The sequence below is a fragment of the Pseudooceanicola profundus genome (assembly GCF_054919315.1).
In genome coordinates this window covers 3,113,520-3,139,373 of record NZ_CM142898.1, presented here as the reverse complement: position 1 = coordinate 3,139,373, position 25,854 = coordinate 3,113,520, and the positions used below count along the sequence as shown (strand labels likewise).

Genomic DNA, 25,854 nt, shown 5'->3' with positions numbered 1-25,854 from the left:
GGCCGTCAGATAGCCCCTGCGGCGGGCGGGGAAAACCCCCGCCCCGCAGGAGACCCTGCACAAGGGCCCCGGCGCAGGTGCCTATTCCGCCGCCCGCGCCGCCGCGCAGTCGCGCATCAGCTTCCAGCGCACCGCGTCCAGCAGCGCCTCGAAGGAGGCATCGACGATGTTCGCCGAGACCCCCACCGTCGACCACCGCCGCCCCGCGCCATCCTCGCTGTCGATGATGACCCGCGTCACGGCCTCGGTGCCGCCCTGGGTGATGCGCACCTTGAAGTCGACCAGCCGCATGTCGTCGATCACCGCCTGGTAGCGGCCCAGGTCCTTCGACAGCGCCTTGGAGAGCGCGTTGACCGGCCCCCGGTCGGTGCCCATCTCGTCGAGGCTCTCTGAGACCGAGAGCAGCTTCTCGCCGTCGATCCAGACCACCACGACCGCCTCGGAGAGCGTGACCAAGCGGCCCTTGTCGTCGCGCCGCCGCTCCACGGTCACCTTGTAGCGTTCCACGTCGAAGAAGGCGGGCGCCTGCCCCAGTTCGCCGCGCGCCAACAGCTCGAAGCTCGCCTGCGCGCTGTCGTAGGTATAGCCCTGATCCTCGCGCGCCTTGACTTCGGTCAGGATCCGCCCGAGCGCCGGGTCGCCCTTCTCCACGACGATGCCCGCGTCGGCCAGCCGGGCGCGCAGGTTGCTCTGCCCGGCCTGGTTCGACATCGGGATGATGCGCTCATTGCCCACCAGCCCCGGGTCGATATGTTCGTAGGTCGAGGGGTCCTTGATGATCGCGCTCGCATGAAGCCCCGCCTTGTGGGCAAAGGCCGAGGAGCCGACGAAGGGCGCCTGTTTCACCGGCACGCGGTTCAGAATGTCATCCAGCTGCCGCGACAGCAGCGTCAGCCCCTGCAACGCCGCGCGGCTCACCCCGGTCTCGAAGCGGCTGGCATAGGGCTCCTTCAGCGCCAGCGTGGCGATCAGCGTCACGAGGTTGGCGTTGCCGCAGCGTTCGCCCAGGCCGTTCAGCGTGCCCTGGATCTGGCGCGCGCCCGCATCCACCGCCGCCAGCGACCCCGCCACCGCATTGGCGGTGTCATTGTGGGTATGGATCCCCAGCCGGTCGCCCGGAATGCCCGCGGCGATCACCTCCGACACGATCTGCCCGATCTCCGCGGGCAGCGTGCCGCCATTGGTATCACACAGCACGATCCACCGCGCCCCCGCCGCTTCCGCCGCCCGCAGGCAGGTCAGGGCGTAGTCCCGGTTGGCCTTCCAGCCGTCAAAGAAATGCTCCGCGTCGAACAGCGCCTCGCGCCCCTGCGCCACGATATGCGCGATGGAGGCGCGGATGTTCTCGACATTCTCCTCCAGCGCGATCCCCAGCGCCGCGGTGACGTGGAAATCATGGGTCTTGCCCACGAGGCAGACCGAGGCCGTGCCCGCGTTCATCACCGCCGCCAGCACCTCGTCATTGGCGGCAGAGCGCCCGGCCCGCTTGGTCATGCCGAAGGCCGTCATCCGGGCCCGGGTCTCGGGCGCCACGTCGAAGAACGCGCTGTCGGTCGGGTTCGCCCCGGGCCAGCCGCCCTCGATGTAATCGACGCCCAGCCGGTCCAGCGCCTCGGCGATGCGGATCTTCTCCGGCGTCGAGAACTGCACCCCCTGGGTCTGCTGTCCATCCCGCAGCGTCGTATCGTAAAGCCAGAGCCTCTCCCGCATCACGCGCCCCTCCCATCCACTGTTTCAAAATATCCTCGGGGGGAATTGGACCGCAGCGCGGTCCAAGGGGGGCAGACAGCCCCGCCCCGCCCGCCGCAGGCGCATCCCCCCGGCCATGATCACAGCCCGTCCAGCTTCGCCGGATCGAAGCCCGCACCGGGCACCAGCTCGACACCCGCCTTGGACATCCGCACCTCGACCCCCGCCGCGATCAGCGCCGCCTTGAGCGCATCGACAGGGGCGAAGTCCTTTGTCTCCATCGCGGTTGCCCGCAGCCCCGCCAGTTTGTCCGCCAGCCCCGAAAGGTCCGCCGCCGGCAGTGCGGCCCAGTCGCCCATCTCCGGAAGCAGCAGGCCCATCATCTGCGCCGATCCCTTCAGCACCGCGGCCTCCCCGGCCCCGGCCAGACGGTGCAGCACCGAGATGGCGCCCGCCGTGTTCAGATCGTCCGCAAGGGCCGCGATCACCTCATCGGACGGCGCCGCCGCCTCGACGCCCTCAACCAAGGCATGCCACTTGCGCAGCACGGCCTCCGCCTCGCCCGCCTTCTTCGCGGTCCAGTCCATCGGCTTGCCGTAATGCGTGCCGAGGAACACGAAGCGGATCACCTCGCCCGGCACGCCCTGGTCCAGCAGATCCCGCACCGTGAAGAAGTTGCCCAGCGACTTGGACATCTTCTTGCCCTCGACCTGCAGCATCTCGTTGTGCAGCCAGAACCGGGCGAACTGTCCCTCCGGGTGGGCGCAGCAGCTCTGCGCGATCTCGTTCTCGTGGTGCGGGAACTGCAGGTCGTTGCCCCCGCCGTGGATGTCGAAGGAGGCGCCGAGCAGCTCGTAGCTCATGGCCGAGCATTCGATGTGCCAGCCCGGACGCCCCCGGCCCCAGGGGCTGTCCCAGCCCGGCAGGTCATCGGACGAGGGCTTCCACAGCACGAAATCCATCGGGTTGCGCTTGTAGGGCGCGACCTCGACCCGGGCGCCCGCGATCATGTCGTCCACCGACCGGCCCGAGAGCGCGCCATAGGCCTTGTAGCTTTCGACCGAGAACAGCACGTGGCCCTCGGCGGCATAGGCGTGGCCCTTCTCGATCAGGTCCGCGATCATGGCGACCATCTGGCCGATGAAGGCGGTGGCGCGGGGCTCCTGCGTGGGGCGCAGGGTGCCGAGCGCATCCATGTCCTGATGATACCAGGAAATCGTCTCCTCGGTCCGCTCGGCGATCAGCTCTTCCAGCGTCCCCGTCGCACCCGCTTCCTTGCGCGCAAGGGCGGTGGCGTTGATCTTGTCGTCCACGTCGGTGAAGTTGCGCACGTAGGTGACGTGGTCCTCCCCGTAGACGTGGCGCAGCAGGCGGTAGAGCGTGTCGAAGACCACCACGGGCCGTGCATTGCCGAGGTGCGCCCGGTCATAGACCGTCGGCCCGCAGACATACATGCGGACATTCTCCGGGTCGATCGGGACGAAGTCCTCCTTCGCCCGCGACTTGGAATTGTGCAGCCGGATCAGGGTCTCGGACATAGGATCTCACTCCTCAGCGTCACTCGCGCCGCGGGCTCGTCAGGATCGTTGGGAAGGGGAACGATGCGTTGGCCCGCGTGACGATGTCAGCAGGTAATAATGCAGCAGATGATGATGCGGGCGTCGTTCATGGTCCCGGGGCTTAGCCCATTGCACCCCGTCTGCCAAGTCCCTATGTCCCCACCACCCCCGGAGGCCCGCGCACGGACCGTGAGCCCTCCCCCGCCGAGAGTGAAAATCGGCGCATTTTTCAGGGAACGGGGTGCTTGACACAGAAGTCCGCGCTGCCTAACTCTCCGCCATTAGCACTCGCCACCGGTGAGTGATAACGACCGAAGGGGCCCTGCCCCGGCCGGTCAAGGGAGTAACCTGTGAGCCAAGGAGCCTCAGAGATGGCATTCAAACCGCTTCATGACCGCGTTGTGGTCAAGCGCGTCGAGAGCGAAGCTAAAACCGCCGGCGGCCTGATCATCCCCGACAGCGCGAAAGAGAAACCCGCAGAAGGCGAAATCATCGCCGTGGGTGAAGGCGCGCGCAAGGACAGCGGCGAACTGATCACGATGTCCGTGAAAGAAGGCGACAAGGTCCTGTTCGGCAAATGGTCGGGCACCGAGATCACGCTGGACGGCCAGGAACTGCTGATCATGAAGGAAAGCGACATCCTGGGCATCATCGCCTGATCTCGCCTTTTCTCCATCCACCCCATTTTGAGGAGTGAGCCACATGGCTAAGGAAGTGAAATTCGACACGGACGCACGGAACAAGATGCTCAAGGGCGTCAACATTCTGGCAGACGCCGTGAAAGTGACCCTCGGCCCCAAAGGCCGTAACGTTGTTCTGGACAAGTCCTTCGGCGCCCCGCGCATCACCAAGGACGGTGTCTCGGTCGCCAAGGAAATCGAACTGGAAGACAAGTTCGAGAACATGGGCGCCCAGATGGTGAAGGAAGTTGCTTCCCGCACCAACGACGAAGCCGGCGACGGCACCACCACCGCAACCGTGCTGGCGCAAGCCATCGTCAAAGAGGGCATGAAAGCTGTCGCAGCTGGCATGAACCCGATGGACCTGAAGCGCGGCATCGACATGGCAACCGCCAAGGTCGTGGCAGCCATCAAGGCCGCTGCACGCCCCGTGAACGACTCCGCTGAAGTCGCTCAGGTCGGCACCATCTCCGCGAACGGCGAAGCCGAAATCGGCCGTCAGATCGCAGATGCGATGCAGAAAGTCGGCAACGAAGGCGTCATCACCGTCGAAGAGAACAAAGGCCTCGAGACCGAGACCGATGTCGTCGAAGGTATGCAGTTCGACCGCGGCTATCTGTCGCCCTACTTCGTCACCAACCCCGACAAGATGGTCGCGGAGCTGGATGACTGCATGATCCTGCTGCACGAGAAGAAACTCTCGTCGCTGCAGCCGCTGGTTCCCCTGCTGGAGCAAGTGATCCAGTCGCAGAAGCCGCTGCTGATCATCGCGGAAGACGTCGAAGGCGAAGCGCTCGCGACCCTCGTGGTCAACAAGCTGCGCGGCGGCCTGAAGATCGCAGCCGTGAAAGCACCGGGCTTCGGCGATCGCCGCAAGGCCATGCTGCAGGACATCGCGATCCTGACCGGCGGCCAGGTGATCTCGGAAGACCTCGGCATGAAGCTCGAGTCCGTGACCATGGACATGCTGGGCACCGCCAAGACGGTCACCATCACCAAGGACGAAACCACCATCGTGGACGGCCATGGCGCGAAAGCCGAGATCGAGGCACGCGTTTCGCAGATCCGCACGCAGATCGAAGAAACCACCTCGGACTACGACCGTGAGAAGCTGCAAGAGCGCGTTGCCAAACTGGCAGGCGGTGTTGCTGTCATCCGCGTCGGCGGCCTGACCGAAGTCGAAGTGAAAGAGCGCAAGGACCGCGTCGATGACGCCCTGAACGCAACCCGCGCTGCCGTTCAAGAAGGCATCGTGGTCGGCGGTGGCGTTGCCCTGGTTCAGGGTGCCAAGGCGCTGGAAGGCGTCGAAGGCGCGAACGCGGATCAGAACGCCGGCGTGACCATCGTGCGCAAGGCGCTCGAAGCTCCGCTGCGTCAGATCGCACAGAACGCCGGTGTCGACGGTTCCGTCGTGGCTGGCAAGGTCCGCGAATCCGACGACCTGAAGTTCGGCTACAACGCTCAGACCGACGAATATGGCGACATGTTCAAGTTCGGCGTGATCGACCCCGCCAAAGTGGTCCGTACCGCTCTGGAAGACGCAGCTTCGGTTGCCGGTCTGCTGATCACCACCGAAGCCATGGTTGCCGACAAGCCCGAGCCGAAAGGCGCAGGCGGCGGCATGCCCGACATGGGCGGCATGGGCGGCATGGGCGGCATGATGTAATCTGCCGATCCTACCGGATTGGGAAAGGGGTCCTTCGGGGCCCCTTTCTTTTTGCGCCCCCACCTGTCGCGCGCGCCCGCCCGGGCCGCGCGTCGCGCGGCAGAGGCCCTGCATTGGCGCTGCATTGGCCCTGCGCTCGCCCCGCATTGACCCTGCACTGCCCCCCTGCAATGGCCCTGCGCCCGCCCCGTCCACGCTCGAACCCGGCCCCGGCTCTTCCCCGGCGCAGGCGACGCTCATGGGACGCATGCCGCCGAAAAGTGCCACGCTACCAAATATTTGCTTGCATCGCGCCGCGATGCAGCGACACTGTCATGACATCGTCACATCCCCCATTCCGGGCCCGTTTCGGCCTCAACCGGCACCCGTCCACAGGCACATGCTTCTCAGATTTGTCCTCCCCGAAGACCGCGACACGATCAGCGAGGTGCTGACCGAAGCCTTCAAGGGCGATGCGGAGGCGCGACTGGTTTCGACCCTGCGCAACAGCGGCGACATGGCGCTGGAGCTGGTGGCGATCGTGGACCGCAAGATCGTGGGCTACGTGGGCTTTGCCCGGCACTATCAGCCGCGCGGCTGGTATTCGCTCTCGCCGGTGGCCGTGCGCCCGCGCTACCAGCGCCGCGGCATCGGGGCCGAGCTGATCCGCTACGGGCTCGATTACGCCCGTCAGGCGCGTACGCCCGCCGTGACCGTGCTCGGCGATCTCGCCTATTACCGGCGCTTCGGCTTCACCCATAAGGCGGCCGAGAATCTCTCGACCCCCTACCCCTCGGAACACACGGGCCTCTATCCCATCGCCCCCGGCACCGCCGGAACCAAGGCGGAACTGGTCTACGCCGACGCCTTCAGCCGTTTCTGAGGCTTCCGCCGCGCGGCCTCAACGCCTATGACGCGGGTATGTCAGCTGCCGCCCCCCTTCCCCCGCTCGCGCCTTTTCACATCACCGGTGCCGAGGTGCTGCACCCTGCCGGTCCCGGCGCGGCGCCCCTTGGGGTGAGCGGCGAGCGGATCGTCGAGGGGGCGCCGGGCCGTGCTGTCGACCTGACGGGCTGGTGCGTGCTGCCCGGGATCGTCGATCCCCATGGCGACGGCTTCGAACGCCATCTCGCCCCCCGGCGCGGCGCGCTCAAGGATATCGACTCGGGCCTCTTTGCCGCGGAGGCGGAGCTGGCCGCCAACGGGATCACCACCGCCACGCTGGCCCAGTTCTGGAGCTGGGAGGGCGGCATGCGCAGCCCCGAGTTCGCCTGCACCATGCTGGAGGCGCTGGACCGCGTGCAGCCGCAGGTCGCCACCGACCTGCGCGCGCAACTGCGGCTGGAGGTCGGGCTGGTGGAGGATTACGCGCGGGTGCTGCAGATCATCCGGCGCCACGGGGTGCGCTACCTCGTCTTCAACGACCACCTGCCCCACGCGGCGCTGGACAAGGGCAAACGCCCGCCCCGCCTGACCGGTCAGGCGCTGAAGAGCGGCCGCTCGCCCGAGGCACACCTGGCGCTGATGCAGACCCTCCACGAGGCGCGGGCGCAGTGGCCAGAGGCCCTCGCCCCGCTGATCGCCGCTCTGGATGCCGAGGGCGTGGCCTTGGGAAGCCATGACGACGCGACGGTCGAGGACCGCCAGACCTGGGCCGCGCGCGGCGTTCCGATTTCGGAGTTCCCCGAAACCCGCGAGGCCGCAATGGCCGCGCAGGGCCCCGTCGTCATGGGCGCGCCCAACGTGGTGCGCGGGGGCAGCCATGCGGGCAAGATCAGCGCTGCCGACCTCGTGGCCGAGGGGCTGGTGAGCGCGCTTGCCTCCGACTACCACTACCCCGCCCCGCGGCAGGCCGCGCTCGCCCTCGCGCCCCGGCTGGGGCTGGCGGCGGCATGGGCGCTCGTCTCCTCCGGCCCGGCGGCCCTGCTCGGGCTCACGGACCGCGGCACCCTCGCCCCCGGCCTGCGCGCCGACCTCACGGTGATCGACCGCGAGACGGGCCGCGTGGGGGCGACGCTGGCCGCGGGCCGGATCACCTACCTCGCCGGGGCCGCGCCCGCCTTCCTCGCCTAGCGCTGCCCCATCGCCTTGACCCGCTCGTGACAATGGCAGGTGGTGACATGATCGTTCACCATCCCCACCGCCTCCATGAAGGCATAGACGATCGTCGGCCCGACGAAGCGGAAGCCCGCCTTGCGCAGGTCCTTGGACATCTGCACCGAAAGCGGCGTCTGGGTCGGCACCTCCTCGCGGGAGGCATAGCCCGGCTGAAGCGGCGCGCCATCCACGTAACGCCAGAGGAACTGGTCGAAGCCCTCGCGGCCCGCGATCTCGCAATAGGCCTGCGCGTTGCCGATGGTGGCCTCGATCTTGCCGCGGTGGCGGATGATCCCGGGATTGCCTAGCAGGCGCTGCACATCCGCCTCCCCCCAGCCCGCGATGACCTCGGGCGCGAACCCGGCAAAGGCCTCGCGGAAGGCCTCCCGCTTGCGCAGGATCGTGATCCAGCTGAGCCCGGCCTGGAACCCGTCGAGGATCAGCTTCTCCCAGAGCGCCCGGGCGTCCCACTCCGGCACACCCCATTCCTCGTCATGGTAGGCTTGGTAGATCGGGTCCTGCCCCACCCAGGCACAGCGCGGCAAATCGGGGGTCTGGGACATGGCGGGCTCTCCGTCTGTGCAACAGTCTGGGAAACTGTCAGGGAAAATTAAGCAATCACGCGCAGGATGCGCCGGGTACAGATGTGCCTGAAAAATACCGGCGGGACCAGATGAGGAGGACAGGTCGTTCGGCGTGTTCGGGAGCAGCCAGCGATGCGACGCAAGGGCCTGAAACGATGGGGTCGCACTCACCGGGGCCAAGGTCGGCGGCGCGAAACTTCAGCGGGGCCACATCGTCGGCCAGATCATCGGGCCACATCGTGTGGACCCCGTCACGCGGGCCCAGTCACGCGGGCCAATTCATAGGGACCAGATCATGGGGGCCAGATCATGCAGGCAGGCCGACGGGACCTGAGGGATATACCGGCGGGCGCACGTGATCCGCTCTCCGCCGCGATCGGCGGGCGCGATGCACAGACGCTCGAGGTCGTCCGCCGCGCCGTGGCCGCGCGCGACGTGCTGCTGGCCTTCCAGCCGGTCGTCGATGCCCGCGATCCCCGGCGCGTGGCCTTCTACGAGGGGCTGATCCGCATCCTCGACCCGGAGGGCCGCCCGGTGCCCGCAGGCGATTTCCTCCCCGCGGTGGAGGCCACGCCCACGGGCCGGGAGATCGACTGCCTTGCCCTAGAGATGGGGCTGGAGGTGCTGGCGCGGCAGCCCGACATCCGCCTCTCCATCAACATGTCCGCGCGCTCCATCGGCTATCGCCGCTGGCTGCAGGTGCTGCGCGCCGGGCTGATGCGGGACGAGACGGTCGGCCCGCGCCTGATCCTCGAGATGAGCGAACCCTCGGTGATGCAGGTGCCCGAACTGGTGACCGCCTTCATGGCTGACCTGCAGCGACAGGGGATCAGCTTCGCGCTCGACGACTTCGGCACCGGGGTGACCGTACTGCGCTACTTCCGCGATTTCCTCTTCGGCATCGCCAAGATCGACGGTGCCTTCGTGCGCGGCGTCGCCCGCGACGCTGACAACCAGGCGCTCGTGGGGGCGCTGATCGACGTGGCGCGCCAGTTCGACATGTTCACCGTGGCAGAGGCCGTGGAACGCGCCGCCGACGCCGCCTGGCTGAGCGAGGCCGGCGTGGACTGCCTGCAGGGCTACTACTTCGGCGCCCCCACCGTGCGTCCGCCGTGGCACCTCCCGGAGGTGCGGACTGGAACCTGACAGCCGGGCTGCGGCCCGCGGCCAGTCCGGCGCGTGGCCCTGCCCCTTGCGTGGCGCCTTGCCCTGCCCCCTGCGTGGCGCGGAGACACGGCCATGGCCGGTGCCGGGACGGGGCCCCGACTGGTGCCGGAACTGCGAGGCGGGCTGCGCTCGCGACCGGGGCCATGACGGACCCTGTGACCAGGATCGTGACGGGGTTCGTGACAGGGGATCGTGACAGGGGTCCGGACCGCCTCAACCGGCCATCCGCCGGCCCCTCTCAACCAGCCACTCTGCGCGATATCCGCTCCATAACGGCACATCGCCACTGACCGTCGCCGCGCCGTCAGGCGACAGGCGGTCCTTCGCCCATGGGCAGAGCCATGCACAGAGCACAATCCATACTCCACCGTAGCGACAGGATGCCCTCCGAAGAGGCGCGCAGCACTTGCGCCGCACCAGGATCCCCCATGTTTCAAGGACTTCCGCCCCCCGGTCGCGCCCGCTGCCCCGCCGGGCACTCTGCACTGCGGCAAAACGCTCTGCTGCGACGCGGCCATTGTGACCCTGCGGCAGATGCACTACTCCTTGGAACAGCCGCGGGGTGGTCCGACCCGGCGTTGGCCGGACCGGGCCTTCCGCACCCAAAAGTGGAGGACCACATCATGACCAATGTCGTAATCGTCTCGGCGGGCCGTACCCCCGTCGGTTCCTTCCTCGGCTCCTTTGCCACCACGCCCGCCCATGACCTGGGCTCGGCCGTGCTCAAGGGCATCGTGGAACGCGCCGGCATCGAGCCGGGCGAAGTGTCCGAGACCATCCTCGGCCAGGTGCTGACCGCCGGTCAGGGCCAGAACCCGGCCCGTCAGGCCCACATCAACGCCGGCCTGCCGATCGAAAGCGCCGCCTGGAGCATCAACCAGGTCTGCGGCTCCGGCCTGCGCGCTGTCGCGCTCGGCGCACAGCACGTCATGCTGGGTGATGCGGATATCGTCGCCGCGGGCGGGCAGGAGAACATGTCGCTCTCGCCCCATGTCAGCCACCTGCGCGCCGGTCACAAGATGGGCGACGTCAAGTACATCGATTCGATGATCAAAGACGGCCTCTGGGATGCCTTCAACGGCTACCACATGGGCCAGACCGCCGAGAACGTCGCCGAGAAATGGCAGATCTCCCGCGAGCAGCAGGATGAATTCGCCGTCGCCTCGCAGAACAAGGCCGAGGCCGCCCAGAAAGCCGGCAAGTTCGCCGACGAGATCATCCCCTTCACCGTGAAGGGCCGCAAGGGCGACACCGTGGTCGACGCCGACGAATACATCCGTCACGGTGCCACCATCGAGGCGATGCAGAAACTGCGCCCCGCCTTCACCAAGGACGGCTCGGTCACCGCGGCCAACGCCTCGGGGATCAACGACGGCGCCGCCGCCGTGCTGCTGATGAGCGCCGAGAACGCCGAGAAGCGCGGCCTCACCCCGCTGGCCCGGATCGTCTCCTATGCCACCGCCGGGCTCGACCCGTCGATCATGGGCGTGGGCCCGATCTACGCCTCGCGCAAGGCGCTGGAGAAAGCCGGCTGGAAACCCGAGGACCTCGACCTCGTGGAGGCCAACGAGGCCTTCGCCGCACAGGCCTGCGCCGTGAACAAGGACATGGGCTGGGATCCCTCGATCGTGAACGTGAACGGCGGCGCCATCGCCATCGGTCACCCGATCGGCGCTTCGGGCTGCCGGGTCCTGAACACCCTGCTCTTCGAAATGCAGCGCCGCCACGCCAAGAAAGGCCTCGCCACGCTCTGCATCGGCGGCGGCATGGGTGTCGCCATGTGCCTCGAGCGCCCCTGATCTGACGTGATGACGGGGGGCCCAGCCCCCCGTTGTTATCCCGTCGTTTCCCCGTCATTCCCCTGTCATCTCAACACCCTAGGGCATGGGGGACAGGTACGGGCCTTCGCCGGGCGGTCGTTCGCCGCCCTGCGACAAAAACCACAGCGCAAGATTATTGCGCATGCACAAGTTAATGAGTAACAGAGTTACAAGAACAATTCCCAACGGAGGAGAGAATCATGGCTCGCACAGCATTGGTCACCGGCGGATCGCGCGGGATCGGCGCAGCTATTTCGAAGGCGCTGAAGGCCAAAGGCTATAACGTCGCCGCAACCTACGCAGGCAACGACGAAGCCGCAGCCAAGTTCACCGAGGAAACCGGCATCCAGACCTACAAGTGGAACGCCGCGGACTACGAGGCCTCCAAGGCCGGGATCGAAAAGGTGGAGGCGGTTCTCGGGCCGCTCGACGTGATCGTCGCCAACGCGGGCATCACCCGCGACGCGCCGTTCCACAAGATGACGCCGCAGCAGTGGCAGGAAGTCATCGACACCAACCTGACCGGCGTGTTCAACACCGTGCACCCGGCCTGGCCCGGCATGCGCGAGCGCAAGTTCGGCCGCGTCATCGTGATCTCCTCGATCAACGGTCAGAAGGGCCAGTTCGGTCAGGTGAACTATGCCGCCACCAAGGCAGGCGACCTCGGAATCGTGAAGTCGCTGGCGCAGGAAGGCGCGCGGTTCAACATCACCGCCAACGCGATCTGTCCGGGCTACATCGGCACCGACATGGTCATGGCCGTGCCCGAGAAGGTGCGCGAGGCGATCATCGGCCAGATCCCCGTGGGCCGTCTGGGCGAACCGGAAGAGATCGCGCGCTGCGTGGCCTTCCTTGCCGATGACGAGGCGGGCTTCATCACCGGTTCGACGATTTCCGCCAACGGTGGCCAGTTCTTCGTCTGATCCCATCGGGACGACGCAGTCTTGCAGGGGCCGGTCCGAGGACCGGCCCTTTCGCGTTCTGGCCTTCGCGGCCCCGCCCGATCCGCGCCCCGATGAGGACCCAGATCCGAGCCTCGGCGCCCCCTGACCGCCAGCCCCCGGAAACGCAACGGGCCACCCCGATGGGTGGCCCTGTTCCGGTCTCCGACCGTTTTGCCGACTGTGCTGTGGTCTGGTCGTGCTGCGGCCTCTGCGCCGCCCCTCTTCCATCGGGTGCCAGGGCCGAGAGGGATCGGCCCTGGCAGGGTCCAAAATCGTTCTGGTCCGGCCCCGCCCGCGTCCTGCAGGCGGCGACCCCGGCGCGCGTCAAACTTGACCTTGCCGCCCCGCTTGGCGGCCGTCACCGATACCTGGCGCGCTTCGGCTGGAGAGCGGCGTTACTGCACGCTGTCGAGCCGGCTAATCTCTTCCTTCAGGCGGAGTTTCTGCTTCTTGAGTTGAGCGATCTCAAGACTGGAGACGCTCGGGGACCGCTGTGCCGTTTCCACCGCGGCCGAGAGGGATGCGTGTTTTTTCTTCAGTTCTTCCACGTGGGAACTCAAGTTCATGGACTTACTCCTCTCTGGTTGTCAGTCACATAGGACAGGTGTTCATTGCAGCACAGTTTTACAATTCTGTCACGCTGCACACGCGAAACTTTGCGTATCGTTTCTGAACCAGAGGTTTAGCCGACAGGGTCTTTCGCAGACCCGCTGTCGAACGGCAGAATCGCGCCGGTTTTCAGGATCGCCTCGGCCAGATCGGAGTAGTCCGGCCGGTCCTGCCCGTGCTGCGTGCCGCTGTGCAGCACCAGCCCCGCGTGCAGCCGGAAGGCCGCCCGCCCGTTCTTGCGCCCCCGGATCAGGAAAAGCTGGCTCTCGCGGCCCGCGCGGGGCACCAGCGGCTTGAGTTCGACCGAACCGAGGTGCGCGGTGAAGCCGGCCAGGATTTCCGGCAGCCGCTCGACCCGCTGGATGAAGGTCACGCTGCCGCCCGGGGCACAGCGCCGGGCCGCCGCGGCGACCCAGGCCTCCATCGGCGTCTCCTCGCCCATGGCGGCTTCCCGCGCGGGCACCGCGGCGCGGGTCGAGGCGTCGCGGCGGAAGTAGGGCGGATTGGCGATCACATGGTCGAACTGGCGCTGCCGCAGGACGGCGGGCATCAGGCTCAGGTCCCCGGTGACCACCTCCATCTCCAGTCCGTTCTCCACGGCATTGCGCGCGGCGAGCGCCGCGTGATCCTCCTGCCGCTCCAGCCCGGTCAGGTGCAGCCCCGGCACCCGCCACCCGGCGCAGAGCGCGGCGGTCCCCACCCCGCAGCCGAGGTCGAGCAGGCTCTGCCCCGGTTTCGCCGGCACGGAGGCCGCCAGCAGCACCGGATCGACGCCCGCGCGGTAGCCCCGGCGCGGCTGATGCAGCCAGAGCGCGCCGCGGGCAGATCCGCGCAGGAACCGGTCGCGGGTCAACTCCGCGCTGTCAGCCATCGAGGGAAATACCGTTGTCCGTCAGAACCTTGCTGGCCTCGTCGTGATCTGCCTCCGGCACCATCAGGCGCCGGGGGAGGATCCCGATAGATCCATCGAGCACGCTCATATTTACGTCCAACTCGAAGCAGTCTATACCCTCGCCCTGAAGCAGGGCCTTGGCGAAGGCGATCACCGTTGGGTCGGTCGTGCGCAGCAGCTGTTTCATACCGGGGACTTAAGGGCAGGATCGACCCGTTGTCGAGACCTGTGACGTAGAGAGTGATGGGCTTGGATCACGCCGCCACCAAACCGCATGATGCGCTCGCCGCAATTCTGGCCAGCGACATGGACGCCGTCAACACGCTGATCCGCGAGAGGATGGCTTCGCGCCATGCCCCGCGCATCCCTGAAGTCACAGCGCATCTGGTGGATGCCGGCGGCAAGCGGCTGCGGCCGATGCTGACGCTGGCAGCGGCCAATCTCTGTGGCTACACCGGCGGCTACCATGTCTGGCTGGCGGCCACGGTGGAGTTCATCCACACCGCCACCCTGCTGCATGACGACGTTGTGGACGAGAGCCAGCAGCGCCGGGGCCGTCCCACGGCGAACCTGCTCTGGGACAACCAGTCTTCCGTCCTCGTGGGCGATTATCTCTTTGCCCGCGCCTTCCAGCTGATGGTCGAACCCGGCAACCTGCGGGTGCTGGAAATCCTCTCGAACGCGGCCGCCACCATTGCCGAGGGCGAGGTGCTGCAACTGACCGCGGCGCAGGATCTCTCGACCTCCGAGGACACCTATACCCAGATCGTGCGCGGCAAGACCGCGGCGCTCTTCTCGGCCGCCACCGAATCCGGTGCCGTACTGGCCGAGGCGCCCGCCGCCCACGTCGAGGCCCTGCGGGACTACGGCGATGCACTCGGCATCGCGTTCCAGATCGCGGATGACCTGCTGGATTACGGCGGCGACAGCGCGGCCACCGGCAAGAACGTGGGCGACGACTTCCGCGAGCGCAAGGTGACCCTGCCGGTGATCCGCGCCCATGCGGCCTCCGACGCGGAGGAACGCGCCTTCTGGAGCCGCACCATCGCCAAGGGCGATCAGCAGGACGGCGACCTCGAGGAGGCCCTGCGGATCATGGCCAAGTACGATGCGCTCGGCACCACGCGGCAGACCGCGCTCGACTGGTCGGCCCGCGCCTGCGCCGCGCTGGAGGCCCTGCCGGAGAGCGAGATGCGCACCATCCTCGCCGACCTGGCCGACTACGTGGTCGCGCGCCTGCGCTGATCCACACCCGTCAGGACATGAAAAAAGCCGGGCCCGCGGGCCCGGCTTTTTCGTGTCTGGCGAGGGCTGTCGGGGCCCGCAGACCCCGATCGGTCCCCGACTTGGCCCCGACTTGGCTCAATACCCGCGCGAGCGGTCGACCTGGAAGCGGAACGGCTCTCCCGCCTCGCCGCGGCGGATGTTCTCGGCCAGCACCTGCGCCGCCGTGGAGGCGCGGGTTTCCGAGGCGATGTGGGGCGAGACGGTGACCTTGGGATGCGCCCAGTAGGCGTGGTCTTCGGGCAGCGGTTCGGTACGGAAGACGTCGAGCGTGGCGTGGCTCACCTGACCGCTGTCGAGGGCGGCCAGCAGGGCGCTGTCGTCGATGAGCGGGCCGCGGCCGGGGTTCAGGATCACCGCACCCTCGGGCAGCAGGGCGAGCGTCTCGGCGTTCAGCAGGTTCTCGGTCTGGGGCGTGAAGGGCACCAGAAGCACCACGATCTGCGCGGTGGAGAGCGCCTGTTTCAGCCCCTCCGCCCCGTGCAGCGTGGTGATCAGGTCGCTCTCCTTCGGGCTGCGGCTCCAACCGGTGACCGGGAAGCCGATGCGGGCGAGCGCCTCGCCGGCAGCCATGCCCAGTTCGCCAAGGCCCAGCATCGTGACCGGTCGGTCCTCGGCCAGCGGCGGCACGGTGGTGTCATGGCGCCAGACGCCGTCCTGCGTGGTAATGTGGATGTCGAGGCCGAGGTGATGGCGCATGACCTGCCCCACGACCCATTCCAGCATCCCCTGCTTCAGCCCGTGATCAACCATCCGGGTCAGCGGCTGGGTCAGGGTCGGATTGCCCACGATCGCCTCGACCCCCGCCCAGATGTTCATCACCGCCTTGCAGTTGGTGTAGGGGGTGAAATCCTGCAGCGGGCTGCCCGGCGCGTAGATGATGTAATCGACGGTCTCGGGCGCCATCTCCAGCGCGATCTCGGCCTCGATCCCCTTCTCGGCGAGGGCGGCTTTCAGGGGGGCTTCGTAGGTCGGCCAGCGGCTGTCGCCGGCGGCGAAGAGGATACGCGGCATGGGGGCTCCGTTCCGTTGAGGGTCGGCGCGAGTCCTAGACCCGCCCGAAGGCGGGTTCAAGGGAGCGTCCCCTCAGCCGAGCGCCGCCAGCACGCGATTGGTGAAATCCTCGCCGCGTTTCTCGAAGCTGTCGTACTGGTCGAAGGAGGCGCAGGCCGGGGCCAGCAGCACCGTGTCGCCCGGCTGGGCCTCGGCCATGGCGCGGGCCACGGCGGTTTCCATGTCGGTGCAGACCTCGGCCTCGATCCCGGTCAGCTGGATCGCGAAATGCGCCGCCTCCCGCCCGATGACATAGGCCTTGGAGACGGAGCCGGTGTGCGGCAGCAGCGGGCCGAGGCCGCCTTCCTTCTCCAGCCCGCCGCAGATCCAGCGGATGTTGTGGAAGGCCTGAAGCGCCTTGGCGGCGCTGTCCACGTTGGTGGCTTTGCTGTCGTTGACATAGGCCACGCCGTCCTTCTCGGCGATGCGCTGCGAGCGGTGCGGCAGGCCGCCGAAGCTGGCGAAGGCCTCCTCGATCAGGCGCGGCGACAGGCCCAGAGTCCGGCAGGCAGCAAAGGCCGCGCAGGCGTTCTGATGATTGTGCGCCCCGGGCAGGCCCTTGACCTCGCGCAGGTCGATGGAGGCGACCTGCTTGCCCTTACGGTATTCCGACAGGAAGCCCTTGCGCGCGAAGACCTGCCAGCCCGGCCCGGTCAGCTTGCGCGCCGCGGAGATGCGGATCACCCGGTCATCGGCAGGCGCCACGGCCAACTGGTCGGCGAGATAGAGCCCCTCGGCCTCGTCCACGCCGATGATGGCGCGGTCCGGCCCGCCCTCGGCGAAGAGACGGCGCTTGGCGGCGAAATAGCCGCCGATGCCGCCGTGCCGGTCGAGGTGGTCGGGCGAGAAGTTGGTGAAGACCGCCACGTCGGGCGTCAGCGCGCGGGCAAGGTCGGTCTGGTAGGAGGAGAGCTCCAGCACCACGACACCGCCATCGCCCGGCGGGTCGATGTCCAGTACCCCACGGCCGATGTTGCCCGCCAGCTGCGCCTCGCGGCCCGCGTGTTCAAGGATATGGTGGATCAGCGCCGTGGTGGTGGACTTGCCATTCGAACCGGTGATCGCGATCACCTTGGGCGGCGTGTCGTGCATCATCCACTCCCCCTGCCCCAGCGAGCGGAAGAAGAGGCCGATGTCATTGTCCACCGGCACGCCCGCCTCGTAGGCGGCGGCGATCACCGGGTTCGGCTTGGGATAGAGATGCGGGATGCCCGGCGAGACGACGAGCGTGGCAAGGCTGCCCATCTCGCGGGTCAGGTCCGCGACGGCGAAGCCCTCGGCCTCGGCCGTCTCGCGCGCGGCGGGGTTGTCGTCCCAGCACAGCGGGATCGCGCCGCCCGCGGCGAGGGCACGGGCGGTGGCGAGGCCGGAACGCCCCAGTCCAAGAACGCCCACGGTGAGACCTTGGTAACCTTGAACCGGGATCATGTCCTGCCTCCGTTCAGCGCAGTTTCAGCGTGGCGAGGCCGACCATGGCGAGGATCAGCGAGATGATCCAGAAGCGGATCACGATCTGCGGCTCGGCCCAGCCCTTCTTCTCGTAATGGTGGTGGATCGGCGCCATCAGGAAGACCCGCTTGCCGGTGCGCTTGAAGTAGAGCACCTGGATGATGACCGAGAGCGCCTCGACCACGAAGAGGCCGCCGACGATGCCGAGGACGATCTCGTGCTTGGTGGCCACCGCGATGGCGCCGATGGCCCCGCCGAGCGCCAGCGAGCCGGTGTCGCCCATGAAGACGGCGGCGGGCGGTGCGTTGTACCACAGGAAGCCGAGGCCCCCGCCCACGAGGCCCGCAACGAAGACGAGGATCTCGCCGGTGCCGGGGACGTAGTGCAGGCCGAGGTAATCCGAGAAGTCGACCCGGCCCACGGTATAGGCGATGACGCCGAGCGCCGAGGCCGCGATCATCACCGGCATGATCGCCAGCCCGTCGAGGCCATCGGTCAGGTTCACGGCATTGGCCGCGCCCACGATGACGAACATGGCGAAGGGCACGAAGAAGATGCCGAGGTGGATCAGCACGTCCTTGAAGACCGGCAGTGCCAGTTCGCCCTGCAACTCGGTCGGGTGGAACCACGTCGCCCAGACGGCGGCGATGCCCGCGATGACGAAGCCGATGGCGAGACGCGCCTTGCCGGAGACGCCCGCGGTGTTCTGCTTCGACACCTTGGCGTAGTCGTCCCAGAAGCCGACGAGGCCATAGGCCAGCGTCACGAAGAGCACCAGCAACACGAAGGGATTGTCGAGCCGCGCCCAGAGGAGCGTCGAGGTCAGCAGCGCGCCCACGATCAGCAGGCCGCCCATGGTGGGGGTGCCCGCCTTGACGAAATGCCCTTCGGGGCCGTCGGTGCGGATCGGCTGGCCCTTGCCCTGCGTCCGGCGCAGCACGTCGATCAGCGGACGTCCGAACAGGAAGCCGAAGATCAGCGCCGTCATGAAGGCCCCGCCTGCACGGAAGGTGATGTAGCGGAACAGGTTGAAGACGTCGCCCCCGTCAGAGAGGGCGGTCAGCCAATAGAGCATGGGGTTTGGCCTCTTTCATTGTTGGGCTGCCGGATGGCCCAATTTACGCATCGCGTCAACCACGAGGCTGACCCGGCTGTCGGCGGAGCCCTTCACCAGCACCACATCACCGGCATCAACCAGCCGACGGGCCTGTTTGGCCAATTCCGCGGCAGTTTCGACATGGCGGCCGCGGCGGGCGTAGGGCAACTGCCGGTAGAGATGTTCCGTCGCCTGCCCGACGCAATGGACGAGGTCCACCGCTGCCATGGCGGGCAGCTCGGCCAGCTGGTCCTGCGCGCGGTCCTCGGCACCGGGGACCACGTCCTCCAGCCCGCCGAGGATGGCGATCCGCCGCCCGCGCGAGAACCGGCCGAGGTGGTTGCGGGGATGCGAGGCGGCCAGCACGTCGAGCGCGGCGGCCATGCTGTCGGCATCGGCCATGCCCGCGTCGTCGATCAGGTCGAAGGAGACCGCCTCGTTCAGCACGTCGAGCAGGCGGCGCTCGCGCAGGCCCTTGCCCGGCGGCGGCGTCCAGCGGCCAAGGTCGCTCACCGCCACGGCCCGGTCGAGGTTCAGCGCAAAGGCCGTCAGCAGCACCGCCAGCCCGTCGCGGGCATAATGCCGGCCCGGCGCGGAAATCTTGTAGAGCATCCGCCCACGCCAGGCCCGGGCCTCGCAGATCGTGGCCTCCTCGGTCAGCTGGGTGCGCAGCAGGCGGTGGTGGTTGCCCGGGCCCTCGCCGAAGGTCAGGGCACGGGCCCCCTGCTCTGCCAGCCGCTCGCGCAGGACGCGGGCCTGCGGCAGGTCCCCGCTGAAGATCGCCGCCGTGCCGGGGCCGAGCGCGCCAAGCGCCGTCGTCTCGGGCAGGTCGGCACTGTCGGCCCGCGTCTGCGCCCCGCGGATCGTGGTGATCACCAGCAGGTCCGGCCGCGCCAGCCCCGAAAGGGCGGCGGCACGGGCGGGATCGTCCGGGTCGATCTCCAGCAGCGCGAAATCCGTCTCGCGCGGCATATGGGCAAGGCTGAGCAGCGCGCGGATCAGCGCGGCCCCGCCGTTGACCGCCGCGCGTTCGCTTTCCACCGCGAAGACGGTGCCCTGATGGCCCAGCACCAGCGAGAGCATCCCCAGCGTCGTGGATTTGCCGACGGCGCCGGTCACCGCCACCAGCCGGGCGGAGGACCGCGCCCGGGCGGCCCGGGCAAGCGCGAAGAGCCCGCCGATCACGTCCCGGACCACCAGCAGCGGCAGCGCGGCGGCAAGGTCGCTGGGCAGTTCGCCCGCAGCCGCCTCGCCGATCATCGCAGCGACGGCCCCGTTGGAGAGCGCGAGGCGCAGCGCCTCTTCCGAATCCCCGTCGAACACCCGCCCCAGCCCGTCGCTGCGCGGCTCGTGCATGGCGAGGTAGAGATCGCCCGCGCGCAGGTTGGCGGGGTCGATCGAAAGGCCCGCAGCCTGCCAGACCCCGCTGACGCGCCCGCCGGTGGCCTCCGCGGCCTCGCTGGCGGGCCAGAGGCTCATACCCGGCCGCCGTCCAGCGCCGAGACCGCGACACTGGCCTGTTCCACGTCATCGAAGGGGAAGACCGTGTCGCCGATGGTCTGGCCGGTCTCGTGCCCCTTGCCCGCGATCAGCAGCGCGTCACCCGGGCCAAGGGCATCGACGCCGCGCAGGATCGCCTCGGCCCGGTCTGCCACCTCGGTCGCCCCGGGGCAGCCGCCCATGACCTCTGCCCGGATCGCAGCCGGGTCCTCGGAGCGGGGGTTGTCGTCGGTGACGAAGACGAGGTCGGCATTCAGCGCCGCCGCCTGCCCCATCAGGGGCCGCTTGGTGCGGTCCCGGTCACCGCCCGCGCCGATCACGGCGATCAGGCGGCCCATCACATGCGGACGCAGCGCCTTCAGCGCCGTGGCCACCGCGTCGGGCGTATGGGCGTAGTCGACGAAGACCGTGCCGCCGTTCTCGCGCGCGGCGGCCAGTTGCATCCGGCCCCGGACCGTCTCCAGCTCCGGCAGCACGCGGAAGACCTGCTCCGGCGCGGCGCCGCAGCCGATGGCGAGGCCTGCCGCAACCAGCACGTTCTCGGCCTGGAAGCCGCCGATCAGCGGCAGGGTGACCTGATGCTCGGCCCCCTCGAAGGAGAAGCGCAGCACCTGCGAGGCGGGATCGTAGCGCTGCGCGAGGATGCGCAGGTCCGCCTGCGGGCCGCGGCCCACCGCCAGCACCCGCTGCCCCCGGGCGAGGGCGCGTGCCGCCATCTCCTCGCCGCCATGGCCGTCGATGTTGATCACCGCGGTGCCATCCGGCGACAGGACACGTTCGAAGAGCCCGGCCTTGGCATCCATGTAGCTGTCGAAATCCGGGTGATAGTCGAGGTGATCCTGCGTGATGTTGGTGAAGGCCGCCGCCATCAGCTGCACCCCGTCGAGACGACGCTGCGCGAGCCCGTGGGAGGAGGCCTCCATCACCGCATGGGTCACGCCGGCCTCTGCCGCGCGGCCCAGAAGGGCATGCAGGGTGATCGGCTCGGGCGTGGTATGGGCGGAGGGCGCGGAGAAGGCGCCTTCGACACCCGTGGTGCCGATATTGCAGCCCTGGAGCCCCATCGCCATCCAGATCTGGCGGGTGAAGGTGGCGACGGAGGTCTTGCCATTGGTGCCGGTGACGGCGGCCATGACCTTGGGCTGTGCCCCGGTCCAGAGCGCGGCCGCAAAGGCCAGCACCTGCCGCGGATCCTCGGCCACCACGACGGAAAGCCCGTTGCCGTCGATCAGGTCGCGGGCCATGGCATAGCCCTCGGCATCGGTCAGAATGACGGTCGCCCCGGCCTCGATCACCTGCGCGATGAATTTCGCGCCATGCACCTGTACCCCCGGCAGTGCCGCGAAAAGATGCCCCGGCGCGACTCGGCGGCTGTCCACGGAGAGGCCCGTGATCACGGGATTCGCGCCACCGCGGGCCCGCAGCCCGAGTTCCGCCAATGACTTGCCCTGCCTCTCGGCCATGATCTGCCCTTTCCCGGCTTTTGACTGCGCATGCGGGGCCTCTCGCGGGGCCGCCGCACAGCGGCTCAGTTCGCCGACAGGCTTACATCAACCAGCTGGACAGGTTCAATCTTGGGGCGAAGCCCCAGAAGCGGTGCCACGCGACGGATGATCTCTGCCGCGGTCGGCACGGCGGTCCAGCCGGCGGTGCGGCGCGGCATCCGGCCCGAGTTCTCGGAGGGTTCGTCCAGCGTGGTGATCAGCACGTATTTCGGCGCGTCGGCGGGGAAGACCCCGGCGAAGGTCGCAATCACCCGGTCGTCGTAGTAGCCGCCCGTGGGCTTGGCCTTGTCGGCGGTGCCGGTCTTGCCCGCCACGCGGTAGCCTTCGACCTCGGCCATGGAGGCGGTGCCGTCGGTGACCACCTGCCGCAACATGCTGAGCGCCTGATCGGCGGTGCGCTGCGAGATCACGCGCGTGCCATGCTGGGGGCCGTCCTTGCGCAGCAGCGTGGGCCGGACCTGCGTGCCCCCGTTGGCGATGGTGGAATAGGCCGCCGCAAGGTGCAGCGGGCTGGCGGCGAGGCCATGGCCGAAGGAGATCGTCATCATCGACAGCTCGCTCCAGCGCTGCGGCAGCAGCGGCGAGGCGATCTTGGCGTCGGGCAGTTCGAAGGAGGTGGGCGTGGTCAGCCCCAGCGAGGTCAGGAAGGCCTGCTGCCGTTCCGGGCCGATCATCTGGGCGATCCGCGCGGTACCGATGTTCGAGCTCTTGGCGATGATCCGCGTCACGGACATGTCCGGCTCGTACTTGTGGTCGTCGTTGATCGTGAACCGGCCCCAGCGGATCGGCGCGCGCACGTCGATCTTGGTGTCCGGCGTCACGAGGCCCAGTTCGAGCGCCTGCGACACCGCGAAGATCTTGAAGGTGGAGCCCAGTTCGTAGCGCCCCTGCACGCCGCGGTTGAAGAGCACGCTGTCCTCGGGGTGGCCCTCGGTCGGGGGCGGCGGGCGGTCGTTCGGGTCGAAGTCGGGCAGCGAGGCCTCGGCGATCACCTCGCCGGTGTGCACATCCATCAGGATCGCGGTGCCGCCCTTGGCGCTCATCAGCTTGATCCCGCTGTCGAGCACCTGCTCCACCGCCGCCTGAATCGTCAGGTCGATGGACAGTTGCAGCGGATGATCCGCGTTCTGGGGATCGGAGAGGTAGTCGTTGAACCGCGCCTCGACCCCGGCCACGCCGTAGATGTCGGCACTGGTGACGCCCTCGTTGTCGAAGGCCGCGCCGCCGAGGATGTGGGAGGCCACGGGCCCGTTCGGGTAGAGCCGCATCTCGCGCCGGCCAAAGAGCAGGCCCGGCTCGCCGATGTCCATGACGGCCTGCTGCTGCTCGGGGCTGATGCGGCGCTTGAGCCAGCGGAACTTGGCGTCGGAATGGAAGGTGCGCTTGAGGTAGTCGCCATCGAGATCGGGGAAGATCTCCACCAGCTTGTCGGCCGCGCGGTCCGGGTCGATCAGCTGGTGCGGGTGGACGTAGAGAGCATGGGTTTCGAGGTTCGTGGCCAGGATACGGCCCGAGCGGTCAACGATGTCGCCCCGGCTGGCCGCGACGGCGGCGCCCGCCACGCTGGTGCGCGGCTCCTGCGGTTCGGAATTGGCCAGCGTGCCCATGCGGAAGCCCACGACCGCGAAGGCGCAGAAGAAGACCGCCCCCAGCACGAGAAGCCGCTGCTCGGCCCGCTGGCGGGCGCGGTCGCGCATCTCCTCATGACGCAGGCGCAGGTTCTCGCGTTCGATGGCATCGGGGTTCTCGCCCTTGGCGCGGGCGTCGAGGATACGGGCCAGCGGGCGGAGCGGCGTGCGGATCATGGTTTCTGCCCTCCGCTCTTGGCATTCCCCGAGAAGACATCGATCGCGCCGGTCACGGCAAGCGCGCGGGAGGTTTCGGCGCTGCGGAAGCGAACCTCGGCCACGCGGCCGAACTGGTCGGGGCGCAGGGCCTGAAGGCCGAGCCGCTCGAAGTTGATCTCGGCCAGTTCGCGCAGGCGGTCGGGACGGTTCAGGTAGGCCCATTCGGCCTTCAGCACGTTCAGCTTGGCCCGGGCGCTGCCGATGGCGTCCTGCAGGTCCTCGGTTTCCTCGATGGCCTGCTGGGTGGTGTAGTTCTCGCGGTAGGCCCAGAAGGCCAGGCCGATGACGGCAAGGGCGGAGAGGACGTAAAGCAGCGTTCTCATGGCAGTTTCCCCTTGAACACGGGCATTCCCAATGCGCCCCGGTCCACCGCGCCCGCGGGCGCTTCGGTCCGTTCCCCGACCCGCAGGCGGGCGCTGCGGGCCCGCGGGTTCTGCTCCAGCTCTTCCTCGTCCGGGCCCGCCGCCTTGCGGGTCAGGATCCTGAAGGCCGGGGCCTCCTGCTCCAACTGCGGCGCGTAGCGGTTGGCCGATCCCGACTTGCCGCCGCGCTGCTGAAGGAAGCGTTTGACCATCCGGTCTTCGACCGAGTGGAAGGTGACGACCGCCAGCTTGCCGCCCGGGGCGAGGGCCCGCTCGGCGGCCTCCAGCCCGGCGGCGAGGGCGCCGTATTCATCGTTCACCGCGATGCGCAGCGCCTGGAAGCTGCGGGTGGCCGGATGGGACTGGCCGGGCTTGGGGCGCGGCAGGCTCTTCTCGATCACCTCGGCCAGTTGCAGCGTCGTCTCGAAGGGCGCCGTGGCGCGGGCCTTCACGATGTTCTTGGCGATGCGGCGGCTGGCGCGTTCCTCGCCATAGAGGAAGAGGATGTCGGCAATATCCGATTCCTCGGCCCCGTTGACGATGTCCGCCGCGGTCAGCCCCTGCTGGCTCATCCGCATGTCGAGCGGCCCGTCGCGCAGGAAGGAGAACCCGCGCTCTGCCAGGTCGAGCTGCATCGAGGAGACGCCGAGGTCGAGGACGACACCCTGCACCTGCTCGGCGTGGTCATCCATGTTGGCGAAATTGTCCTGCACGACCTTCAGCCGGTCGCCGTAGGGCGCGCCCCACTCCGACGCCATGCCGATGGCCAGCGGATCCTGATCGATCCCGATGACGAGGTCGGCGCCGGCCTCCAGCAGGCCGCGGGTATAGCCCCCTGCCCCCAGCGTGCCGTCGATCCACGTGCCGCTGATCTCGCCCACTTCCTTCAGGAGCGGGCGCAGCAGAACGGGGATGTGGGGGGCGGAGGGGGTATTGGGACCGCCGGTCATGGATCAGGCCTCTCCGCCGGCGTCGCGTTGCCGGCGCTGTTTCTGCATTTCCTGAAGCAGGCTGCGCGGATCGAAGTCCTTGGGCTGCGCGTCGAGCCATTCCTTGACGGTGTCGACCTGCTCGGCCTGGTAGGCCTCGGGGCGCCAGATGCGGAAGTTCTTGCCCGCGCCCGCCAGCACCAGTTCGGAGTTCGGCGTGACGCCGATCTTGTCGCGCAGCTTGGCGCTGAGGACGATCCGGCCCGTGTCGTCGATGGTCAGTTCGGTCGCGCCCATGAAGTAGATCTGCTCCATCACCTTCTGCTCGTCCGAGCCGAGGGGCATCTCTTCGACCATCTCCTGGATCTCCTGCATGGCTTCCACCGTGTAGCACTGGAGGCAGTCCTTGCGGCTGTCTTCCTGCACGATGACCATGGAGGGCATGGAGCCGCTCTCGCGGTCGGGATCACCCGCGTCCAGCACACGACGAAACGGGGCCGGGATAGACATCCGCCCCTTCGCATCCACCTTGAGATGCTCTTCGCCTATGAAACGCCTGCGGGTCACTGCCGACCGAGGTCCCTATCCTGTTCCCCCCTTGACTGTATTCCTGCCCGGACGGCATGATCTGAAACGAAAAACGGCGGTTAGGACTGCTGCCATAGTCCTAACCGCCGTCCCTCATCCCGTCTCCGGGTACGTCCGACTGCGCGCGCTCCTTGGGGGGGGGTATGCTGCTCGCTCGCGCGCCGGATCTCCTTGGTTTTTGAAGAAAGGGGGGTGCCTGTACTACTCACTGCCTTGGGAAGTCTTGTTAGGGTTCTTTGACCCTTTTCTTTAGTTCCGCTTTCTTCTGCTCGTGAGAAAGGGATGCCATGGGATCACATGGCGATCAAGGGGAATAATTGGGCCGAGACGGGACAGAACCGTCCAGCGCAGCCACCCCACGCCGCGCCTCACGGCGCCTTCATGGCCGATGCTGTGCGCAATTTCGACAAATGCACCACATCTTGCGCCGGAATCGGCGTCCCGCGAGGACCCATGGCATCCCAGCAGAGGTGCGATTTTTTTTCGGATAAGGGCAAATTCGGGGCACGAGGCAACCCGATCTTGAGGAATTTCGCGTCGCGATGCCCTGATCAC

At 68.1% G+C, this 25,854-nt stretch carries 23 protein-coding genes; 8 read left to right on the top strand and 15 right to left on the bottom strand.

The features are described from left to right. Window positions 1–81: 81 nt before the first annotated feature. Complete coding sequence (gene cimA / locus ACX9MO_RS14455; protein WP_462212340.1) at window positions 82–1,710, bottom strand: citramalate synthase; 1,629 nt, start codon at window positions 1,708–1,710, stop codon at window positions 82–84. Between the two features lie 119 nt (window positions 1,711–1,829). Further along, a complete protein-coding gene (gene cysS / locus ACX9MO_RS14450; protein ID WP_462212339.1) occupies window positions 1,830–3,227 on the bottom strand; it encodes a cysteine--tRNA ligase in 1,398 nt (465 codons plus the stop codon). A gap of 392 nt (window positions 3,228–3,619) precedes the next feature. Here cysS and groES point away from each other — a divergent pair, with 392 nt between their 5' ends. From groES to ACX9MO_RS14430, 4 genes are all read left to right on the top strand, one after another. Beyond that, window positions 3,620–3,907 carry a co-chaperone GroES gene (gene groES, locus ACX9MO_RS14445; protein ID WP_222489382.1) on the top strand — a complete coding sequence of 96 codons (288 nt, stop codon included), beginning with the start codon at window positions 3,620–3,622 and terminating at the stop codon, window positions 3,905–3,907. A 43-nt stretch (window positions 3,908–3,950) separates the two neighbouring features. Further along, window positions 3,951–5,594: a chaperonin GroEL gene (gene groL / locus ACX9MO_RS14440; RefSeq protein ID WP_462212338.1), complete on the top strand. Its 1,644-nt coding sequence runs from the start codon at window positions 3,951–3,953 to the stop codon at window positions 5,592–5,594. Between the two features lie 379 nt (window positions 5,595–5,973). Continuing rightward, entirely contained in the window at window positions 5,974–6,456 is a 483-nt protein-coding gene (locus ACX9MO_RS14435) for a GNAT family N-acetyltransferase (RefSeq protein ID WP_462212337.1), read from the top strand. 38 nt (window positions 6,457–6,494) lie between these two features. After that, window positions 6,495–7,646 (top strand): alpha-D-ribose 1-methylphosphonate 5-triphosphate diphosphatase, encoded by a 1,152-nt coding sequence (locus ACX9MO_RS14430; protein ID WP_462212336.1) that lies wholly within the window; start codon window positions 6,495–6,497, stop codon window positions 7,644–7,646. Here ACX9MO_RS14430 and ACX9MO_RS14425 read toward each other — a convergent pair. Then, on the bottom strand, window positions 7,643–8,233 hold the full coding sequence (locus tag ACX9MO_RS14425) for a DNA-3-methyladenine glycosylase I (protein ID WP_222489378.1): 591 nt from the start codon (window positions 8,231–8,233) through the stop codon (window positions 7,643–7,645). The two genes, ACX9MO_RS14430 and ACX9MO_RS14425, sit on opposite strands and share 4 nt — an antisense overlap. Before the next feature lie 330 nt (window positions 8,234–8,563). Here ACX9MO_RS14425 and ACX9MO_RS14420 point away from each other — a divergent pair, with 330 nt between their 5' ends. The 3 genes from ACX9MO_RS14420 (at window position 8,564) to phbB (ending at window position 12,164) form a co-directional block, all read left to right on the top strand. After that, window positions 8,564–9,400, top strand: coding sequence for an EAL domain-containing protein (locus ACX9MO_RS14420; RefSeq protein WP_462212335.1), 837 nt, complete (start codon window positions 8,564–8,566; stop codon window positions 9,398–9,400). Between the two features lie 644 nt (window positions 9,401–10,044). Beyond that, the gene (locus ACX9MO_RS14415) at window positions 10,045–11,220 is read left to right on the top strand and encodes an acetyl-CoA C-acetyltransferase (protein WP_462212334.1); all 1,176 of its coding nucleotides are present in this window, start codon (window positions 10,045–10,047) and stop codon (window positions 11,218–11,220) included. 221 nt (window positions 11,221–11,441) lie between these two features. Continuing rightward, window positions 11,442–12,164 (top strand): acetoacetyl-CoA reductase, encoded by a 723-nt coding sequence (phbB, locus tag ACX9MO_RS14410; protein WP_462212333.1) that lies wholly within the window; start codon window positions 11,442–11,444, stop codon window positions 12,162–12,164. Window positions 12,165–12,580: 416 nt separating this feature from the next. On the opposite strand, the gene ACX9MO_RS14405 is transcribed toward phbB, so the two are convergent. From ACX9MO_RS14405 to ACX9MO_RS14395, 3 genes are all read right to left on the bottom strand, one after another. Continuing rightward, window positions 12,581–12,751: a YdcH family protein gene (locus ACX9MO_RS14405; protein ID WP_222489374.1), complete on the bottom strand. Its 171-nt coding sequence runs from the start codon at window positions 12,749–12,751 to the stop codon at window positions 12,581–12,583. Window positions 12,752–12,867: 116 nt separating this feature from the next. Then, the gene (locus ACX9MO_RS14400) at window positions 12,868–13,665 is read right to left on the bottom strand and encodes a tRNA1(Val) (adenine(37)-N6)-methyltransferase (protein ID WP_462212332.1); all 798 of its coding nucleotides are present in this window, start codon (window positions 13,663–13,665) and stop codon (window positions 12,868–12,870) included. Continuing rightward, window positions 13,658–13,873 carry a putative signal transducing protein gene (locus ACX9MO_RS14395; protein ID WP_222489372.1) on the bottom strand — a complete coding sequence of 72 codons (216 nt, stop codon included), beginning with the start codon at window positions 13,871–13,873 and terminating at the stop codon, window positions 13,658–13,660. Before ACX9MO_RS14395 ends, ACX9MO_RS14400 begins: the two co-directional genes overlap by 8 nt. A 56-nt stretch (window positions 13,874–13,929) precedes the next feature. Between ACX9MO_RS14395 and ACX9MO_RS14390 the strand changes: the two genes are divergently transcribed. Further along, window positions 13,930–14,931, top strand: coding sequence for a polyprenyl synthetase family protein (locus ACX9MO_RS14390; protein ID WP_462212331.1), 1,002 nt, complete (start codon window positions 13,930–13,932; stop codon window positions 14,929–14,931). Between the two features lie 117 nt (window positions 14,932–15,048). Here ACX9MO_RS14390 and ACX9MO_RS14385 read toward each other — a convergent pair whose 3' ends face one another. The 9 genes from ACX9MO_RS14385 to ACX9MO_RS14345 all read right to left on the bottom strand — a co-directional run bounded on the left by ACX9MO_RS14385 (window position 15,049) and on the right by ACX9MO_RS14345 (window position 25,221). Next, window positions 15,049–15,984, bottom strand: coding sequence for a 2-hydroxyacid dehydrogenase (locus tag ACX9MO_RS14385; RefSeq protein WP_462212330.1), 936 nt, complete (start codon window positions 15,982–15,984; stop codon window positions 15,049–15,051). A gap of 72 nt (window positions 15,985–16,056) precedes the next feature. Then, entirely contained in the window at window positions 16,057–17,451 is a 1,395-nt protein-coding gene (murD, locus tag ACX9MO_RS14380) for a UDP-N-acetylmuramoyl-L-alanine--D-glutamate ligase (protein WP_462212329.1), read from the bottom strand. A gap of 13 nt (window positions 17,452–17,464) precedes the next feature. After that, complete coding sequence (gene mraY, locus ACX9MO_RS14375; RefSeq protein WP_222489368.1) at window positions 17,465–18,547, bottom strand: phospho-N-acetylmuramoyl-pentapeptide-transferase; 1,083 nt, start codon at window positions 18,545–18,547, stop codon at window positions 17,465–17,467. A gap of 15 nt (window positions 18,548–18,562) precedes the next feature. Then, window positions 18,563–20,047, bottom strand: a complete 1,485-nt coding sequence (locus ACX9MO_RS14370; RefSeq protein ID WP_462212328.1) for a Mur ligase family protein — start codon at window positions 20,045–20,047, stop codon at window positions 18,563–18,565. Continuing rightward, a complete protein-coding gene (locus tag ACX9MO_RS14365) occupies window positions 20,044–21,531 on the bottom strand; it encodes a UDP-N-acetylmuramoyl-L-alanyl-D-glutamate--2,6-diaminopimelate ligase (protein WP_462212327.1) in 1,488 nt (495 codons plus the stop codon). Before ACX9MO_RS14365 ends, ACX9MO_RS14370 begins: the two co-directional genes overlap by 4 nt. A gap of 65 nt (window positions 21,532–21,596) precedes the next feature. Then, complete coding sequence (locus ACX9MO_RS14360) at window positions 21,597–23,378, bottom strand: peptidoglycan D,D-transpeptidase FtsI family protein (protein WP_222489365.1); 1,782 nt, start codon at window positions 23,376–23,378, stop codon at window positions 21,597–21,599. Continuing rightward, entirely contained in the window at window positions 23,375–23,743 is a 369-nt protein-coding gene (gene ftsL / locus ACX9MO_RS14355) for a cell division protein FtsL (protein WP_222489364.1), read from the bottom strand. Before ftsL ends, ACX9MO_RS14360 begins: the two co-directional genes overlap by 4 nt. After that, window positions 23,740–24,732 (bottom strand): 16S rRNA (cytosine(1402)-N(4))-methyltransferase RsmH, encoded by a 993-nt coding sequence (rsmH, locus tag ACX9MO_RS14350; protein ID WP_462212326.1) that lies wholly within the window; start codon window positions 24,730–24,732, stop codon window positions 23,740–23,742. The genes ftsL and rsmH overlap by 4 nt, the downstream gene beginning before the upstream one ends. Window positions 24,733–24,735: 3 nt before the next feature. Next, window positions 24,736–25,221 carry a division/cell wall cluster transcriptional repressor MraZ gene (locus tag ACX9MO_RS14345; RefSeq protein ID WP_462212325.1) on the bottom strand — a complete coding sequence of 162 codons (486 nt, stop codon included), beginning with the start codon at window positions 25,219–25,221 and terminating at the stop codon, window positions 24,736–24,738. Window positions 25,222–25,854: the final 633 nt, after the last annotated feature.